Here is an 18,403-nt window from a genome sequence, read left to right as displayed (position 1 = left end):
ACCATAAAAAAATTTTATCTATTATATATGGTAACAGTATTGATAGATACAAGGGCAATTGATTCTGCACTCATAAATTATTTGTTATTTTTATGCAAAACTTGGTAAACATTAGCGTCTGAATTTTTATGCCACAGTGATACCCATATTTATAGACAGATAAATAAGGTGCAAGAACAATCTATCAAACAGTAGGTAACATACATTGATAAATCATCCGCCAATAAATGCTAAAATAGTCTTCTAAACTCTGCCACGTAGCAGATGTATCCTGTTGCTTTAGATACTGTTTTTAAGTACGTTTTTTCAAATACGATTTTTTAAGTACGGTTTTTCTTTAACTGCTGTCTCTCTTACGCTTTATCGTTGTCCCCTTCTCCTCTTTATATTAAAGTTTTAACTATGCCTGATACTTCCCCTATGTCTAATAGCACTCCTAACGATTCTGTTTTAAACAATGATTCTATTTTAAATATTGCCGGTACGGTCTATAACTTAGATGACCATACTCCAATGATGGTTCAATATTTAACCTTAAAAGCGCAGTACCCGCATGCCTTACTGCTATACCGTATGGGCGATTTTTATGAGTTATTTTTTGAGGATGCTCAGCGTGCTGCTGATATTCTAGACATCACTTTGACTCGCCGTGGAAACGACAAAGCGGGCAATAATATTGCCATGGCAGGGGTTCCATTTCATGCGGCAGAGAGTTACATGGCACGGCTCATTGCTGCCGGAGAAACAGTGGTAATTTGTGAGCAGATAGAAGAAACGGCTCAGCCAGACAACCCATCAGACAATCTATCAGATCACTCAAAAGACAAACCGGCAGCCTCAAAAGGCATTATGCGCCGCGAAGTGGTCAAAACGCTAACCGCTGGGACATTGACTGACGATGCCTTAATCGCTCCAAATCAGACCCCCAGTGTTGTCGCTATTGATTTTCAAGTGAGTAAAAACTTACAACAGGCCAATCTGACGCAAGCCAAAAAATGGCAAGTAGGCGTCAGTCAACTTGACCTAAACGCAGGAAACATTCGTACCCAGACCCTTCATCTTGACTCGCTGTTAAAACAGCCTAGCATGGGCAATACCTTTGCTAAGGATGACCCACTTACGGCCGTAAATTATGAGACCTTATTAAAACAGCGGCTGCTAACGGTGTTGACCCGCTTTTCACCAAGCGAAGTTATTATCCCTGAAACCACTACAGATGAGTGGCGTCACTGGTTACAAGACAAGCTTTATTGCCCGGTTATCAGTGTTGCTGCCAGTGATTTCCACCCGCAACATGCGGCTGACACAGTGTGTCGACAGTTTGATGTGCAAACGGTGGAAGGGTTGGGCATTGCCGACAGTGTGGTGGCCCAGACTAGCACCGCTGCTTTAATTCATTATGCTCAGCAGACTCAGCAGCGTCATACCCCGCAGCTCACTGAACTGATTGTTGAACGTGATGAAGACTATCTAATTATCGATGACATTAGCAATCGTAATCTAGAGCTTTTCTCACCGGTTAGCCCTACTGGCACTAGCCTGCTTAGTGTGGTCAACCATTGCCATACTCCTATGGGTAAGCGCTTATTGAGTAATCAACTAAAGCGCCCATTGCGTCTTATTCAGGCACATTCTCAGCTACAAGCCAGACTTGATGCCACACAGTGGTTTATTAATCAGCCCTCATTGAACAGCTTACTGTTTTTGGAACAGCAACTACAAAGTATTGCCGATATTGAGCGTATCAGTAGCCGTATTGCCCTACATAGCGCTAAGCCTCGTGATTTAAAGCGATTGGCAGCCAGTATCAGAAGCAGTGAGCAAGTGGCTCTTCAATTACAGCAATCAGGTCTAGAATCAAGCTCGTCACAACTGCTCATCCAGTTATTTCAACAATTGCCATTGCTGCATCCCGAGCTGATTGATATTGCTGACTTATTGGATAGCGCCATTGTGGAAGAGCCACCCGCTCATATTCGAGAAGGCGGTATGATAGCGACTGGGTTCGATGAAGACTTTGATCGTCTAGTGCATTTACATGACAATATTCAAGAAACTTTAGATGACATGGCAGCCGAGGCACGTCAGACTTATAGTCTGCCAAGTCTAAAAGTTGGTTTCAACAAAGTAAGTGGCTTTTATTTTGAGCTGTCCAAAGGTCAAGCCAACGCAGCACCAGATGCCTTTATCCGCCGGCAAACTCTAAAAAATAGTGAGCGCTTTATTACGGAGCCGCTAAAGAATTTAGAAGTGGAATATTTAGAAGCGCAAACCAATGCATTGGTGCGTGAAAAAGCACTTTATCAAGGACTACTGGTATCCCTTAGTGAGCAACTACATCATTTACAACAACTTAGCGCTGCTATCGCGCAGCTTGATGTACTTTTAAACTGGGCAATGTTGGCCAAAGAGAATAATTGGGTCAGACCTGAATTAGACCCTGAAACAAGCTATATAGATATAGAGGGGGGTCGTCACTTGGTTGTAGAAGCCATGGCCCAACCTAAAGCGTCTTCCTCCAAATCAGTCACAGTAGCGTCTTCATCCTCAGCACAACATTTTGTGGCCAATGACTGTCAATTAGGGACTGAGTCGCATCAACAGCGCTTACTATTAATTACAGGCCCTAATATGGGTGGTAAATCCACTTATATGCGCCAGACGGCATTGATCGTTTTATTGGCATGTTGTGGCAGTTTTGTGCCCGCTAGTTCGGCCCGCATTGGGGACATTGATCGTATTTTTACCCGTATTGGGTCAGCCGACGACTTAGCAGGTGGCAAATCTACTTTTATGGTAGAAATGATTGAAACTGCCCAAATTCTAAACCTGGCGACTTCTTGCTCATTGGTATTGATGGACGAAGTAGGTCGTGGCACCTCCACCACTGATGGGTTAGCCATTGCCCACGCCTGTGCGGTCCAGTTATCTGAAATGGGCAGTTTGACCTTATTTGCCACTCATTATTTTGAGTTAACCCAGTTGGCCAAACAAGATGAATTGAACTCGAAAATCAGAAACGTGCACGTAGCAGCTAGCGAGGTTGAAGGTCAACTATTACTGCTTCATAAAATAAAAGAAGGCGCTGCTAGTTCAAGTTTTGGTCTGCATGTGGCAAAAATGGCGGGGATTCCTGAGCAAGTATTAATCGCAGCCGAGCATTATCTTACGCAGCAGAAAAACAAACATATCTCTCTTAGGAGCATGCAATCTACAGATGACATCAATCATGCTAAATTCGATAAAGCTTATGCAAATGCTGACGAAGGCACCCATATTGCGCAACAAAACACAGCTGACTTTTTCTCCGAAGGTGACTTAGATTTGGTACAGGAGCCAAGTCCGATGACTTATCAGACGAAGGAGACAAAGGAAGCCAAGCTATTAAACACCAAGGCTATGGCTGTTTTTGAGCAGTTAAACGCTTTACAGCCTGATGAGTTGACCCCAAAACAAGCGCTTGACTACCTTTATGAATTAAAACAGAAGGTAAAAACTGACTGAGTCACAAAAGCTGACTGATATGAATTTGTGAAATAACAATTAACAAGGTAAAATATACCCCTAAAATAAATCTTATCCTTCATTCACAACTTACTTATCTTGTGACGCTAATCATTTAGCCCAATACTGGCTCGATTGATATAACTGATATTAGGGTTATAGAAACAACGCCAAAACTGCCATAATGGTTAAACAAAGCTCAAGATAACTTTTATAAAGGTAGCTCGCTATGACATTTGTTGTCACTGATAATTGCATCCGCTGCAAATACACCGATTGTGTTGAAGTCTGCCCTGTGGACTGCTTTTATGAAGGGCCTAACTTCTTGGTCATTCATCCTGATGAGTGTATTGACTGTGCTTTGTGTGAGCCTGAGTGCCCAGCCAACGCTATTTTCTCTGAAGATGAAGTGCCTAAGGGTCAAGAAGAATTTATTGCATTAAACGCAGAGCTTGCAGAAGAGTGGCCAAACATCACTGAGATGCATGACCAATTACCAGACGCTGAAAAGTGGGATGGGGTTGAAGGTAAAATTCAATATCTAGAGCGTTAGACCCTATTTGTTTTAGCAATTTGTTATTTTACAGACCTATTCTATATGTGCAAAAAAGCGACTTGAAGGTCGCTTTTTTTGTGGTTAATTATTATCAGCTAAAGCATGGTAATCACAACGCACTACCTCTCCAAGTTCACATTTAATACGGGCTCTATCATCTGCAACTGGGTTTTTAACCACGCCAATGATATGTTCTAGAATGGCGTCTGAACCAGTACCCGCTATTGCTAGATTACTTTTAGGTTTATACGCTAGACTTGTGCAAGCAGAAGCCATACTATCTAAACTTTGCAAAAGTTTTTTAGGCTCGTTTTCATTAAAAATCTCTGCCCCAGTATGAATATCTATAAACAGCTTATTACTAAACGCTTTGGTCTCAGCTAGACAAGCCACTTCAGAGGACTGCTTTGCATAATTTTGATAAGCGGGAATTGCAATCAATGACAGTGTACCGATTATTGCAACCACCACCATCAGTTCTATCAAAGTAAAGCCTTTTTCAGTCTCCATCTCATATCCTTGTTAGGGTGACATACTCATTCTAGAGATTACCATCTATAAATTAGACAGCGCAATTGCTAACAAATAGAGTGTTATTAAAATACTATTAATAAATAAAACATTTCCAGGAACCAACAATAACATTGTTTAGATTAATTAATCAAATTATTAATTATATATAAATTATAGGCGGTTCTCACTTTTACTAATAGAAGGCTATAATTACTGGGACACCTATCAGCTTTTTGGGCAAAACTCTATACTTGCTATATCTGGCACCATCACACTATCATCAAAGACGCATCGTCGGCCTAAGCTGTCTAAATAATAGATATCGCTTAAGGCTAGCTTTTTAAAGTCGGGATTAGGCTTAACTAATATTCGCCATCCTTGAGTGTTGGCTCTTTCATCGGTTAATAAGTGCTTGCCTGTCGCATCAGTCAACACTATCAAGTGTTTTAATTCCTGCTTACCGCTGCTGTGTTCCGTAAGCGAGAACTCTGCATAAGTGAGGTTTTTTGCGCGCCAATGATGTAACTGATTGGCAATAAACAATGCCCGCTGCTGAGCCATAAGCTGATAATTTGTCTGCACATAATGTGTGTAGCTAGGAAGTGCTATTACCATCAGCAATCCAGTAATCGTCACCACCATCATCAGCTCTACTAAAGTAAAGCCTTGATGATTGCGGCTGCAATGGCGGGCCAAATTTAAATTTAGCTGTTGACCTAAATTAATTGTAATTATCTTCCACATACTCTATCTACTTTGAGACTGCATGAGCGTTGCTATAATCAAACCATTGCTCAAGTTTTAGCTGCGGTTTGACTTTAAAAGAGTTGATAAAGTCAGGAGCAGTAACTGAATTATTGAGTGGCAAGAGTAACTGTGATGAATTAATTTCTGGGGTTGGCTGGGATGGATAAGTTAAATCTGCAGTTCTAAATAATTGCTTATGCTGCCCTGTAAAATCTGTTTTCCAAGATAAAGGCACCATTCCTTTGCCATACACAATACGCTGCACATGGGTACTGTAACTTTTATCTACCGTATTACAATTACCATAAGGCAGGCAAAACTGATAAAGCTCTGTACTGCCTATCAACTGAGGGCGGCAGTTTACCAAAGGCATAGTGCTTGATACTGGATTATAAGCAGTGACATACACCTTGTTATCTAGAGCAAATATAGGCCCAAAAGCCTTAATACTACTCCCCAAAAAGTTCTGTGAATTCATAGCTGTATTATGATTGTTAACTTCAAGATTATTAACTTGTTGACCATACTGAGTTAACGGGGCACGCCAGCCTAATTTGTGATACCCACTTTTCTCAGGATTGGCCACTTCAATTTGGGTTAAATCCGGAAAGTCATTTTCTGTCAAAGTGACATTTTCTTTCAGAATGATATTATGGGTCTTGAGCTTATCAAGAGCAGTGCTAAACAAACCTACTGTGGCCACATCTTTATCATAAAGGGTATAAATATAGTTCGCAGCCTTACTAACAGAGGGCATTTCTGCTGTGGTCACTGGCTCAATGATTATCCAATCCTTGGTGAGATTTATTTTGGCAGATAAAGGATCGGTTAAGGAAAGCAATAAAGTGTCATTTTGATTATTGCTATCAGTATAACTATTGCCATAATCGACATTCGGCATCAACCTTATTGCATTGACTTTATCTGTTGAGGAAAACGTAGTGGTGACCGTTATCAAAGAACCTGGTTTAACTAGGTGACTGGCCAGCTTAAAACGGCCCTTTTCCAGTTGTATAACCTCCCCTTTAGGGCCACCCCCTTTGAGTTCAATTCTAAGCGTTAAATCAGAAGCGGTAATCTGCCAATCACCACTCTCTACATTAAGGCTCTTAATCTCAGGGATTAGAGAATCGTCAGGGACTACAAATGCTTTGTTAATCACCTTTATCTGTTGCTCATTACCCAAGTTATCTAAATATGCTAGCTCAATGGCAACAGTCTGATTTGAAGGGTCACTAATACGTAGAGGGTGACTACGGTCGCCCGAGGCTACTGTAACCGTGGCGAATTTACCTGAGCTCCCCTGTTGAGAGATATGATTTTGTATAGTCACTACGGGAGTTTCATAAAAGCGTGGACCGGGCTGAGTCATATTGGCTTTAAAGTCTGCCAAACGTACTACCCTTGCCCTACTTGCCAATCCCGGTGAAGAAGCAACATTGTCTATATCTAAACGAAACAATTGACCGCCTAAATCAGCGAAATAAAGATGGTCAGTTAACCCATCATTGTCTCTGTCCATGATTTTAACTGCGCCTGTAATACTATGTACCATTGAGCTATTAGCAACTTGTAGCACTTTACCAGACCCTGTTGATAGCACCGAAAATCCGCTTTCGTCCAGATTACCTACTATGCTAGTCTGAGAAGCGACAATAAGTGGCACACCCGTTTTCGCATCGACGATATAAATGGCATTACCCAAACTAGCGTGTTGGTCACTGTCCGCATAATAGCGCTGCCGTAAACCATTAGGTTTATCATACTCAGTGGCATCATAGCCGCCTGACAATATAGCCACTAAGGTTGGCCGACCAAACCAGTTGATCTCAGTGATCACAGGCTTACCCCAGCTGTAACCTAGCCGTTTAAAATAATCATGCCCAAAGTCTTGCCTATTAGGGGTAATGGTAAATAATTGCCTTGGTGCAAAGCCATTTAAATTGGAAGCAGACACCACGTTGTCAAGCCCTGTTAAATCCAAACCATAATAAGCTTTAGCGCCCAATCTTGCTCCACCAAAAACATACAACGGCTTGGCTAATTTATGGCCATTAAAGTCCGTTCTATAACGAACGTATTGAGTCCAAGGGCCATCAATACCGAAACTTGGTCTTGTCATTGCCAGTTGAGACTGTGTCATAGTGCTATTGCCAATGGGCTTATGTTGATCGTATTGGGCGTTATGAGACATAACCTCTTTCGCGAAATAAGCCGCTACCTCCTCTCCCGTGTTGTCATCGATAATATGTATCACATTGTCCATACCACCATACAAAACATGCTTTTTGTACTGGAACTTAGGAGGCATACCTTGTTCAAGGTCAGCATCATTTTGTAATAAGCCCACTCTATTTACCTGAATCGGACTGGCCTTACTGATAAGAGCAATCGGTGTTGAATGATAGACGCCGCCACTGGGTAGGCTGCTGTCCATCATATAGTCAAGCAGTGGCTTGTTTAGCTCAGCTTGTTGCACTTTGGTCAAACCAAGCCACTCTAAATTGGTCACACTTTCTATAGATTGTGGTAATAACTTCCCAGGCCCTTGTTGGCTTAAATACACGTTATGAGGCTGAGTAAAGGGCTGTACCACTTGTGCTGAGGAAGTCACTGCTAACATCCGCTTTGACCATGCATCTACTGATTCTGAATCGATAATAGCGCTTACTGCCTGCTGAGGACGGGGAGCCCGTTTGCCAGTTTTATCTATAAAACCCACCCGACTATGCTCATATTTTTTGACCCCACCTGACCACTGTGTTTGTTGTTTACCAAACTTTGGCTGTACGAAAGATAGATAGCCGTCTGTAAAAATCTCTCCACTACGTACGGGATTCGCTAATTGAATAGGGTTTGTCATCGCCATGGCGATATCTTTTGCTGTTAAGTTATTGACCATAGTTAACAGAGCTTCAGCTAAAGCCTTACTTTGCGTGATGGCTGATGGCATAGCGTTTAAGGATTGAAAAAATCCACCTTCTCCGTAACATTTATCATAGTGCCCTAGCAGGCACTGTTGCTTAACCGCACCCGATACGGTTAAACAGTCATAATTAGGTAAGCCCTTATTTAGACCACTAAAACCAATCGTTTTGTTTATGGCGCTAAAAGAGATGACACCTGTCTTTATCGAAATATTTGTAGGATTATGTTGAATCGTAGAACCATCTTTGAATTGATTTAGGTGGCGAGCATAGTGCTGCTGACAGTATCCATAGACAGAGGCCGCTTGATCCGCTTGTAAATTATTTAAGCCCCCTTGTGAATGGCATCGCTCAGGTAGTAAGTACTTATCGATTGAGGTCTTACCAGACGTTTGTGATGATACTTTTGGCAACAACGATTGTGCCATCATCGCTAAAGGGTCGCTTAACTGGGGGTGTGTTATGGAAGAAATTGATGTGCTAGATATTCCTAAGGCCTTAAAGGAAGTGTGGGCTTCAGACTGAGCACCAATATCAGAACCAATAATAATTATTGCATTACCTACTTTATAATCCAGACTAGAGGGCTTATTGTCACTATCAAAGTACTTTGCGGAACACTGGCTGTACTTCGGTTTGGGATACTGCTGATTGAGAAAGCTAACAGTCATGACCTTCGCTACATCTCGACTTTCGACACTTTCCCGTGTGATAGGAAGTACTGTCTTAGCAGTATTTCGTTTAGTACCATTTTGTTTAATATCATTTTGCTCAATAGCATCGTGCTTAGCGTTGGTAGTGTTATAAGATTCAATAACCATCTCATTTAATGGCAATACTTTATCTTTATCCTTGCCCATCCTATGAACACTGCTGACGTTATTAACCATAACTCTGTGCGTGTCAGTACCCATCATATAAGCTGCGGCTTGAGCATAAGCAGCCTTACTTTTAACCGCCATTACATCCCAATTGTCTACGAGTGGTGAGCCACAATTGGAAAAATCAGCACAAGGGTTGTTAATGAAGTTTTTGATTTTATAACGCTGTGACTCTGGATGCTTACTGCTGGCTACTGCACCTAGCTGAGTCACCGGGAGCACCAAATGCTTGGCATAATCACTATCAGATTGAGTGTCAGCAACTTGCACTATCCCCATCTGAATATTGTCTGCTAATAGCCCAGGGGTATCCATTAGATACGTCAAAGCATGTTGCAAATGATTAATTTGTGCTGTGCTGTCCTGACTGGCATAGAGTGAAGGGTCTATTAACAAAAGCACGGTAGGGCCTAGAGATTGACTAGAGATTGGATAATACCCCAAACTATAAAGTGCCAAATCACCTTGTTCAGGAGGGCTTAATAATGTCGATGATAGTGCCGATGGCGTAGGGGGTATGAATGATGTGGGTGGCAGCGCTGATGGTGGGAGTAAAGCGTATGATTTATGCGGTAATTGGCTGAATATGATAATCAGGGTCATAGTTATGGATATCGTCAATGCTCTGACCCAATATCTACGGGTTGGTAAGCTTTTTAGTCCAACTTTTAAGCCCCATACCTGCAACTTGATACCCTTCGAACCTGGGATCAATACTGTGAATAATTTATTCAAAGTATTATTGTCGTTATAATGGGTGCTGTGACTGTCAGTACTATTGCCATCTTTAATGCTTTATTCCTTCCGTTTTATAGTGGGTTTTGGCGTTTCACTACCTTGTGCAAGATAGCCTATTGTGTTCTGGATAAACTAGCCGTTAGGAACCGTTTTTAAAGCGTAAATATAGTCTTGAACCTGAATATTAAAAGGCGTTCCTGTCTTTTTTAAACAGGCTATCTGACTGTCTGTTAATTCTGGTATAGAGCCTTCCGAAACTTCATTAGCCATAGGTTTTGCTAGACACACATCGACTTGCTTCAAGCTGACTCTGCTAAATGAAGGCATAACTGAAGTCACATAAACACGAAGCGGTATCTGTCTATCTCCTTCCAAATCCTCACCCTCTACCCCTGAAAACGGTGTATGCGTATGTCTTTTTTTAATGGCCACTGAACTCTTAAGGTAACTATGAGTTCCTAGCGTATTTAATGATGAACGTTGGGTAGTGTCCTTCTCTACGCTCTCTAAATTTGTCATATTTAATCGAACAAACGACAGTTGGGTGACGATTATCTTACGCTCACTGGTAAAGTGGTTTTGTTGACTGTTGGCAATGTTGCAATAGCCCTTAGGATTGATCACTCGTCCCTCTCCATTAACAACTTTAGCGCCCTGTAATAACTTATCAAAAGAGGCCTTTCGTGAGCTCTGATAGCAGAAGGTATATTCTGCCGATACATCGTTATCATTATTTTGGGTTAGATAACCAATAGGACCTTTATCAGCGGTTAATAGTTTTAACTGCTTAGGATCATTTAATAACTTTTGTATCTGTAACAGCGGTGCATCTGAAGCTTGAAATAACAGTTGGTTTATCTGATACGTTGTGGTCAAATCTAATGAGGTCTGGGTGTTTCTAATAGCGATAAGACTGGCCGTTGCCATTAACACCATAATTAATAGCACGATTACCAATACTGTCCCTTGTTGATCAGTAGTACATATACTTCCGTTCACACTTAGCCTAGCGGTTAGTTTAGTACTTTGCTCAGCCGTCTGATTAATAATACCTTCAGTCACACTCATTGAGTGACACGGCTATTTCTAAGAGTTATCACGCTTTGCAAGCTGCGACGTATATAATTTGGCTTTTTGTCTTTAATTTGGTAGCTTTTGCCTTGTAAACTAAACCTTAAATCTGTGGTTTTCTGCTGAGATACAGAAATACTGCTACTGCCTCGACTAATAACGCCTACCTCAACTGCTACAATTGGGGCATCATAAAGATAAGTGGAAGATGAAAGGCTCCCCTTTGAATCTATCGTACGTTTGCTAAGATAAGTATCGATCGGCATGTATACCACCCCTTTTCCAAGCTTCACGCCTAATTTAATCGAAAAGAAATCTACTCTATTAATCAGTATCACCCCCTTATCACCAAAGTTTTCAAGAATCATGTTGTCCTTGATTATGCTATCGGCACTCTGATGGTTTGTTAATTGATAACCTCCTGCATCACATGCCAATACGATCGCCGATGCTTTCGTTTCATTTTTGGCGCGCTGACGATCCGTCCGAGTAAAGTAACGCTCAATAACGATATCTCCTTGATGAATACCACGACCTTCGCAATCATAGCTGTCAAAAGGGACTCGATATTGTATGGTCAGTTGGTCACTTTTCGTCGGTAGCAGCACATTACTCGGACCTGCCCCATTCTTGGTAGCGAGCTTAGCACTCATTCCACGTACGCCCCTTAAATTCCCTATTTTAAACGGCTTGCCAGCGCGATTTACTAGAGGACCATTCTCAGAGCCAGTCAACACAATGCCCGTCCAAGCACTTTGTTGCCGCATCGCACGTGATGCGCCCAAGTTGGCATGAGCAATTTTTTTATTTATGGCAGTAAAACCAAAAACAGCGGCATCTTGAACTTCAGCAGTGGAGAGTTGTAGCTGTTGAACCCTGATACTGTGGATAAACAGTTGAAAAGCAGCGGTACTGATTATTAGCCCTAAACTCATGGCCAACATTAGCTCAACTAAAGTAAATCCTTGCTCATCTACTTCGGCTTTTATTTTATGAGGGAGTGGTTTATGTGACTTGGTGTCTTTTGACTTACTACTTTGGAATTTAATAAGCTGTATCAGTAGCTCTCGATAAACACACAGTCTGCCCCCTTGATATAGCGGCCGTCTGCTTCAAGACAACCCGTCAACTCATTGTGATTACTGTCGTTGCTACTGTTATACGTTGCTGTTGTGTGATGCCAAGCCGCAATAAGACATTTAGATTTCATACCGTCACTAGCTTTAGGACAATCGATCATACCTATTCTTAAGCCTTGCCTTTCAGCTTGAGTTCTTAAAATTGCTACATCGTTCTTGGCCACTTGTTGCGTATCACAGCCTGTACTGTGTAGACAATCGATAACTTTAGGAATCGCTTTAACATTAAATAGTTGCTGATAAAAACCAAAGTCTTTTATCTGACTATTGGCCCGCATCCGCTCTAAGGTTTCGTTTAGTATCATGACTGCTTTTAAACGCATCGTTGAGTCATTAACCCCGCCTAAGGCATAGGTTTGTAAAGCTGTATAACCTAAAGCTGCCCCGCTAAATAGCAGTAATGCGACCAATACTTCTATCAGCCCTATTCCCTGTTGCTGCTTCATATCAGAGTAAAATTGCAGGCTCATCCTCATTTATTACGGCCCTTATTAGGTTCTCTGAATGTGCAATTTTTTAAGACTGAAAGCTATGAATTCATAATCTCGTCAGTCTAGACTATTTAAAGCAAATAACTTATTTTATATTTAAGATTAAGTTAATAATAGATAGTACCTAATTTTTACACTTAATGGGAGTTTATTTTCCATGAGATATGCAATGAGCTGAAATCTTTGCGTCAGGACAAACAGTGGTGATGGTTTTAGCAATAGCAGTCAACGTCGCTCCAGTTGTTACCACATCATCAAATAGTAGCAGACGTTTGACTGCAGGTGTCGTATCAAGTTTAAAGGCATGGTTAATGTTTGCTTGTCGCTCATGCCTATCGAGACCTTGTTGACTCACTACATCGTCAATACGACTCACACCTTTAAAAATCGGAATTTGCCAGTGCTTCGACAAATAATAAGACAGTATAGAAACTGGATCATAGCCTCGTGTCATTAATCGATTGGACGTCGTAGGTGTGGGGATAATGACACTGTTTAAGGCATGGCAACCGTGCGGTCTCGGTAATTGGTGGATAGCGTGGACTAACACAGGCAAAGCGTCTACCTGCTCTTTATATTTAAAAGCAATAATGGCAGAGCGTATATAACTGGTATGCGGGGCAGCTGCCTGTATATCTAAAGTAAAAGGGGAAGCCGTCACTTGGCCTTGAGGATTATTAGCCTTATCGACACTCACAAGGTGTTGTAAAACTTCCGGCTGCCAGTTAATACTGTCATGACAGTCTTGGCAAATGAATGACCAAAAAAAAGAGCGCTTATTGGATAAGCACTCTTTTTGTAAGACAGCAGGATTGGTATGGCAGATACAGCAAACACTTTGTAGATACTGGACACGCCATATACCAAGTTGGTAAAAGGCAGGGACAGCATATTGCAAAATTTGCTGAGTTACATTCAATTAACCCTACAAACCTTTCCAATCATTCAAAGAAAGACCAATACCAACTGCTGTGGTTTCTTTATTATAATCAATGATTGATTCTCCATAACCATGGAACAACTGGATAAACCCATGTACATCACGTGTCAATGGTAGAGTATAATCGAGCTCAATTGCGCCTTTTTCGGTATCAAAGTTGAAGCGGCCTGTTGCCGATAAAGTCTCCCCTTTACCAAAGTCATATAAGGCTTGCAACTCGCCATGACCATAATAATCAGTAATATCAGGGTTATCACTATCATCCCCGCTATCTTTAACATGAGTCCAAATCTTAGGCAACAAACTCAATTTACCCCATTCTGCGCCACCCATTAGATAAATACGGTTCCACGAACGTGACCAAGGGTCTGACTGACCATTAGAGTGGTGAATAGCACCTGCACCTAACATACGTAGGCGACCATTAAAAGGAAGATTAGCGGTTACTGGCTGAGTAATAAAGAACTCAGGCATATAATCCGTGGCTCTAAATGGACGAGAATTGTCTTCGTTATAGACCTGCCAGTGCATCTGCTGCGTATAGCCAAACCAAACATCCGCATTGGTATCGAATACATCTTCTAAAATTTTAGTTTTTAGAGATATCTGGGCTTTGAGCTCAACATTATCATCATATTTGGATTGATAGTCTTCTAAATCGTTGCTATTAGGATGTTGCGTTGGGGTGTCCGGATTGCGATTGGCATTGTACTGAATATAGGCCGGCATTAAATAAATAGGTTTGTGCGGTCTAACTGTCCACGTTCCTAGCTCATTATTCTTATCTAAGTCATAGGCAAGACTAAGCGGGGTGTAGGCTGATAAATCATCAACCGTAATACCCACTTTGGCTAATTTTTCATTATCTGCTTCTGTCGGTACTCCCGGTGAGCTTTCGGTCTCGGTATCATCTGCTACCTGCGTCTCTCCGGCGAATACTGCCGTAGGACGTAACTCACTGAAGGTTGCTTTGACAGTACCTGCCAAGTCTAAAGGTATTTTTTCACGACCCAAAGGTAATTCTTCCCCAACAGTCGCTTTGTCATAACATGCCAAACGGGCAGACGGGACTTTTAAATCAGTACACTTTATAAAGTCATTAACTGACAGTGGCTGTGCGCTGCTATCAGCGGGCACTTCTGTTAAATCATTGGTGGCTGCTGAAGCACTGCTAATAGTCAACATTGAGGTACAGCAAGCAGCGGTAATAGAGAGCGCTAAAAATTTAATTTTAGAAGGAGACTGTTGACGAGTCTGTACTAAAGGCCGCAAATTAGTCATGCCTATTCCTGATAAAGATGGTAAAAACGCCATTATACTATTAAAGAAAACCCTTAACCAAAAATATTATCAATCGTAAGTTGCCAAACAATGACTTATATAAAGGAAAACTTGCTTCTCAAATAGTGGGAAATATATCGTTTGAAAACCCACCACAGCTATAGTTTTAGTAGGTTTGATACTTTTGAAAAATAGAGAGTACATTGCGTACAAAAAAACTAGTGGTTCAAAATCAAGGACAGATAATATCTTTAATAATAAAACTACTCGTAATTAAGTCGTTCTGATTATGCCTAATCACGCACAATAAAAAGGGTTAACCAGCCCAAAACACGACCCAGTTAGTACTACTGAAAACGATGTCCTTTATATTCTATCCAACCGTTTTGATGTCGTGCTGCAGGATCATGATGCGTCCAGTGCACTACCCCGCCCTGTTGATTATATTCATATTGCCCATAAAATATCACGTCATCTGCTTTTTTAAGGCCATCAACCTTAGGGGCCAAATCAATATTATGAGCGATAAGTACGGTATGCTTAGGTTGTACCCCTTCTAGCTCAACAATAAAACGTTGATGTCGACTGCCTTCATTGTCATCTGCCAATATGGCTACTACCTTACCGCAACCTTTGACCTGTACTTCAGACTGTTTTTTGTCAAAGGCTTGCATAATGACACTATTGCGACAAGCAATAGGCAAAGCCTTCAGTTTATTATTGTCGTCGCTATCTTCTGCAGGGCTATCAAGGTCTATCTTAATGGCACTGCTAAGCTGAGGATTACTTTGTGGCGACGCTATGGTCTCCCCAGTTTGCTGCTCACAGGCAGTCAGCCAAGTGACTGAGCTGATAACTATCGCCACGCCTAATCTAGCATACAGATTTTGACTGTCGCTACCTGTAAATTTTTTAAAATTTCTAATCTGACAACTGCCATAGCGTAAGATATTTTTCACAGTCATAGCCTCGAGAGTATTGTCTAAAGCAATATAGTGTAAAATTATGTACTTATCAAGTAATAACATATTGACTGTTTATATCTATACATAGTCATTAATTCAATGCTTGAATCAAGGTAATTGATAAAGCCAATAAAGATATGCCGCCATCATAGTCATCATCTACAAAGAGATAAGGCGCACTGTCTTAAAGTACGCCTTCAAAATATAGAAATATTTTGTCTAATTAAAACTTGTTTAGCGTCGCCTCAAAAGTCTCACGTTCAACCGTGCCTACCTGTTGCACCTGTAGCTTACCCTCTACGAAATAAAGCAAGGCAGGTGGGCCAAATAAGTTCAGCTCTGACAGAATACGTGCTGACTCCTCATTACTTTCAGTCACATCAAGCTTCACCAGTTGCCACTGCTGCAGGGCAATTGGTCTATCAGTAAACAAAGTCTTATCCATAATTCGACATTCAACACACCAATCTGCAGTGACATCGACCAACACTTTGGGGTTGTTTTTGATAATAGGCAGCAGCTCATCTAAAGAGTAAATGTGCTTATCATTACTATTAACCGCCCCCGTATTACCGCCTGCTACTGTTGCTTGATAATTAGCATTGATTGAGGCAGGATTAGCAGATGAAAAAACAGCCAAAGGTCGCCAAGAATCTTTGCTACCGGCTGCTGCGCCAACCAAGGTCAAAGCTGCCCACGTTGCCAGAATAAGGGCCAATGGCTTAGTAAACAGCTGACCACGACCAACCCATTTCCAAGCCCATACTGCCACCACCATGAACCAAATAGCCCATAGCATTAACATCACTGGGCTCATTAGTACGCGTTCTACCAGCAGTAACGCCACCGCAAATAACAATAAAGCAAAGCCCTGCTTAACCCAGTTCATCCACTCGCCAGCTTTCGGCATTAAGTTACCCTGACTTACGCCCAGTAGCATTAAGGGAGCGGACAGTCCAAAGCCCAACATAAATAACGCTGCGAATCCCAAGAATGGATTACCAATGGTCGACACGGCAAGCAAAGCACCAAATAAAGGAGCAGACACACAAGGTGAAACCACAAGCGCAGATAGCAGTCCTGCAATAAAGCTGCCAAAAGTACTGCCCAAATACTTATCGCCAGCTTGGCTTAAAGAATGGGTCTTTTGACGAATTGCATTGGGCACCGGAATATTAATCACTTCAAGCATATATAAGGCTAGAAGCACAAATACTGCAGCGAAAGCCAACAATATGACAGGGTTCTGTAGCCAGCCTATGATACCCAATTGCTGACCAAATACAGCAATAATTGCCCCCAGTATGCCGTAAGCAATCGCTACCCCTAGTGCATAGCTGCCGCTAAGTATCAGCCCTTTTTTTGCGGTAGGCGTGTGCTGGCGCGCTACGATATTACTGACAATCGGCAACATCGGAAGCACACAAGGCGTGAACGCCAAGCCAAGACCGGCTAAAAATAGCAAACCTAACGCCAACCATGGATGTTCTGCTAGACCAAAGGGATCTTGGTTCACTACCCCATTGGTGGACAATCCCAAATCAGACGGCTCTGCAGTGGCGGCAAATGTACTGTCTGCTTCAGCACCACCTTCATCAGTAAGGTTCTCTTCCTCATTCATTACCTGTAGCGATGCGCCATCCAGAGTCTCTGGATTTTCACCTTCAGAGGCATTGCCGTCCTCTATATTTGCAGAAGTGGCATCTTGGCTTATAGCAGCACCTTCTGTATCAATGGCAGTCGTCGTCGCTAACGTAGCCGAGGCTGCTGTCTGTTGTGGTGATGAGTTCGCAACATTACTGTCATTTTTTGCTGAATCCGATTTATTTTTGCTACTGTCCTCACTACTGGCCAATTTTGAACCAACCTCGGCTTTTTTAGGGGTGGCTGCTTGTTCAGTGGTATTAGATGCGGTGTTTTTCTCAGTGCTTTGTTTGGCTTCTACCGTCTTTGAAGCACCGGCCGGTAAACTTATAGATAAGGTTTCTTTTTGCGGCGGATAACAAAGACCTGCCTCAGCACAACCCTGCCAAGTGATCGTAATATCTTGCTTAATGGGCGCAGAGGTTGTATTGGTTAAAGTAGTTGACGCTGTCACTTGTGGCTGCTTAAATACCGCTACTTTGCCGAATGAAGGGTCATCAATATTTTGACTAGAGTGTGAGAATTTGAGCGGAGTAGCAGTCACCCCTTCAGGTAGTTTTAAGGACAGTTTGTCTTTATATAAGTAATGCTTTGGGGTAATCTTTAAAGCTATATTGACCTTATTACCGTTTTGACTAGGCTGTACAGAAAAAGCCTGCTCTACTTTTAAAAACTTTTCCTGCCCACCTTGAACCTCAGCACCGCCAAATAAGTCTCCTAAACTTGCCGCCTGTGCTTGATTATCAATAGCTCCTGCGCCAAAACCAATACTTAATGACAGCGCTAAAGAAGCAGCCAATACTCTATGCGTGATAGATTTAGCTGTTTTATAGCGTTTATTTTTTTGAGTAATCTTGAGAGTATTATTATTGATTGGTTTTTGATGTGGTGGATGAAGGGTTACTTCAGAGAACAAAGTTTCTTTTGAGTTTTTCATGAAAGTTACTTCGTAAAAATAAGATGACCCAGATAAGGTCAAGTGAATGGAAGCACAGCAGGCAGCTTT

Annotated in this window: 12 protein-coding genes; 2 read left to right on the top strand and 10 right to left on the bottom strand. The window is 41.8% G+C overall.

Annotated elements, in window-relative coordinates:
• Window positions 1-402 precede the first annotated feature (402 nt).
• Together mutS and fdxA are read left to right on the top strand one after the other, a co-directional pair.
• On the top strand, window positions 403-3,504 hold the full coding sequence (mutS, locus tag LK453_RS06535; RefSeq protein ID WP_201534556.1) for a DNA mismatch repair protein MutS: 3,102 nt from the start codon (window positions 403-405) through the stop codon (window positions 3,502-3,504).
• Between the two features lie 229 nt (window positions 3,505-3,733).
• Window positions 3,734-4,057, top strand: coding sequence for a ferredoxin FdxA (gene fdxA / locus LK453_RS06530; protein ID WP_007395705.1), 324 nt, complete (start codon window positions 3,734-3,736; stop codon window positions 4,055-4,057).
• An 84-nt stretch (window positions 4,058-4,141) separates the two neighbouring features.
• Here the strand turns inward: fdxA and LK453_RS14370 are convergent, their stop codons facing one another.
• From LK453_RS14370 to LK453_RS06480, 10 genes are all read right to left on the bottom strand, one after another.
• Window positions 4,142-4,570, bottom strand: a complete 429-nt coding sequence (locus LK453_RS14370; RefSeq protein ID WP_007395706.1) for a pilin — start codon at window positions 4,568-4,570, stop codon at window positions 4,142-4,144.
• Window positions 4,571-4,798: 228 nt separating this feature from the next.
• Complete coding sequence (locus LK453_RS06520) at window positions 4,799-5,317, bottom strand: type IV pilin protein (protein ID WP_007395707.1); 519 nt, start codon at window positions 5,315-5,317, stop codon at window positions 4,799-4,801.
• 7 nt (window positions 5,318-5,324) lie between these two features.
• On the bottom strand, window positions 5,325-9,731 hold the full coding sequence (locus LK453_RS06515) for a pilus assembly protein (RefSeq protein ID WP_201541717.1): 4,407 nt from the start codon (window positions 9,729-9,731) through the stop codon (window positions 5,325-5,327).
• A gap of 267 nt (window positions 9,732-9,998) precedes the next feature.
• Window positions 9,999-10,934 carry a hypothetical protein gene (locus LK453_RS06510; protein WP_201529092.1) on the bottom strand — a complete coding sequence of 312 codons (936 nt, stop codon included), beginning with the start codon at window positions 10,932-10,934 and terminating at the stop codon, window positions 9,999-10,001.
• Window positions 10,931-11,926, bottom strand: a complete 996-nt coding sequence (locus LK453_RS06505; RefSeq protein WP_227674385.1) for a PilW family protein — start codon at window positions 11,924-11,926, stop codon at window positions 10,931-10,933. Before LK453_RS06505 ends, LK453_RS06510 begins: the two co-directional genes overlap by 4 nt.
• A 68-nt stretch (window positions 11,927-11,994) precedes the next feature.
• Window positions 11,995-12,546 carry a type IV pilus modification PilV family protein gene (locus LK453_RS06500; protein ID WP_201534550.1) on the bottom strand — a complete coding sequence of 184 codons (552 nt, stop codon included), beginning with the start codon at window positions 12,544-12,546 and terminating at the stop codon, window positions 11,995-11,997.
• 169 nt (window positions 12,547-12,715) lie between these two features.
• Window positions 12,716-13,486 carry a ComF family protein gene (locus tag LK453_RS06495; RefSeq protein WP_201534548.1) on the bottom strand — a complete coding sequence of 257 codons (771 nt, stop codon included), beginning with the start codon at window positions 13,484-13,486 and terminating at the stop codon, window positions 12,716-12,718.
• A gap of 6 nt (window positions 13,487-13,492) precedes the next feature.
• Window positions 13,493-14,788 (bottom strand): phospholipase A, encoded by a 1,296-nt coding sequence (locus tag LK453_RS06490; protein WP_201534546.1) that lies wholly within the window; start codon window positions 14,786-14,788, stop codon window positions 13,493-13,495.
• A 347-nt stretch (window positions 14,789-15,135) separates the two neighbouring features.
• Complete coding sequence (locus LK453_RS06485; RefSeq protein WP_376751550.1) at window positions 15,136-15,753, bottom strand: DUF3465 domain-containing protein; 618 nt, start codon at window positions 15,751-15,753, stop codon at window positions 15,136-15,138.
• A gap of 223 nt (window positions 15,754-15,976) precedes the next feature.
• Window positions 15,977-18,334 carry a protein-disulfide reductase DsbD family protein gene (locus LK453_RS06480; protein ID WP_227674383.1) on the bottom strand — a complete coding sequence of 786 codons (2,358 nt, stop codon included), beginning with the start codon at window positions 18,332-18,334 and terminating at the stop codon, window positions 15,977-15,979.
• Window positions 18,335-18,403 lie beyond the last annotated feature (69 nt).

Source organism: Psychrobacter sanguinis, assembly GCF_020736705.1.
Lineage (GTDB): Bacteria > Pseudomonadota > Gammaproteobacteria > Pseudomonadales > Moraxellaceae > Psychrobacter > Psychrobacter sanguinis.
Note: the sequence above shows the minus strand (reverse complement) of the source record. Positions and strands in the feature narration are given on the sequence as shown.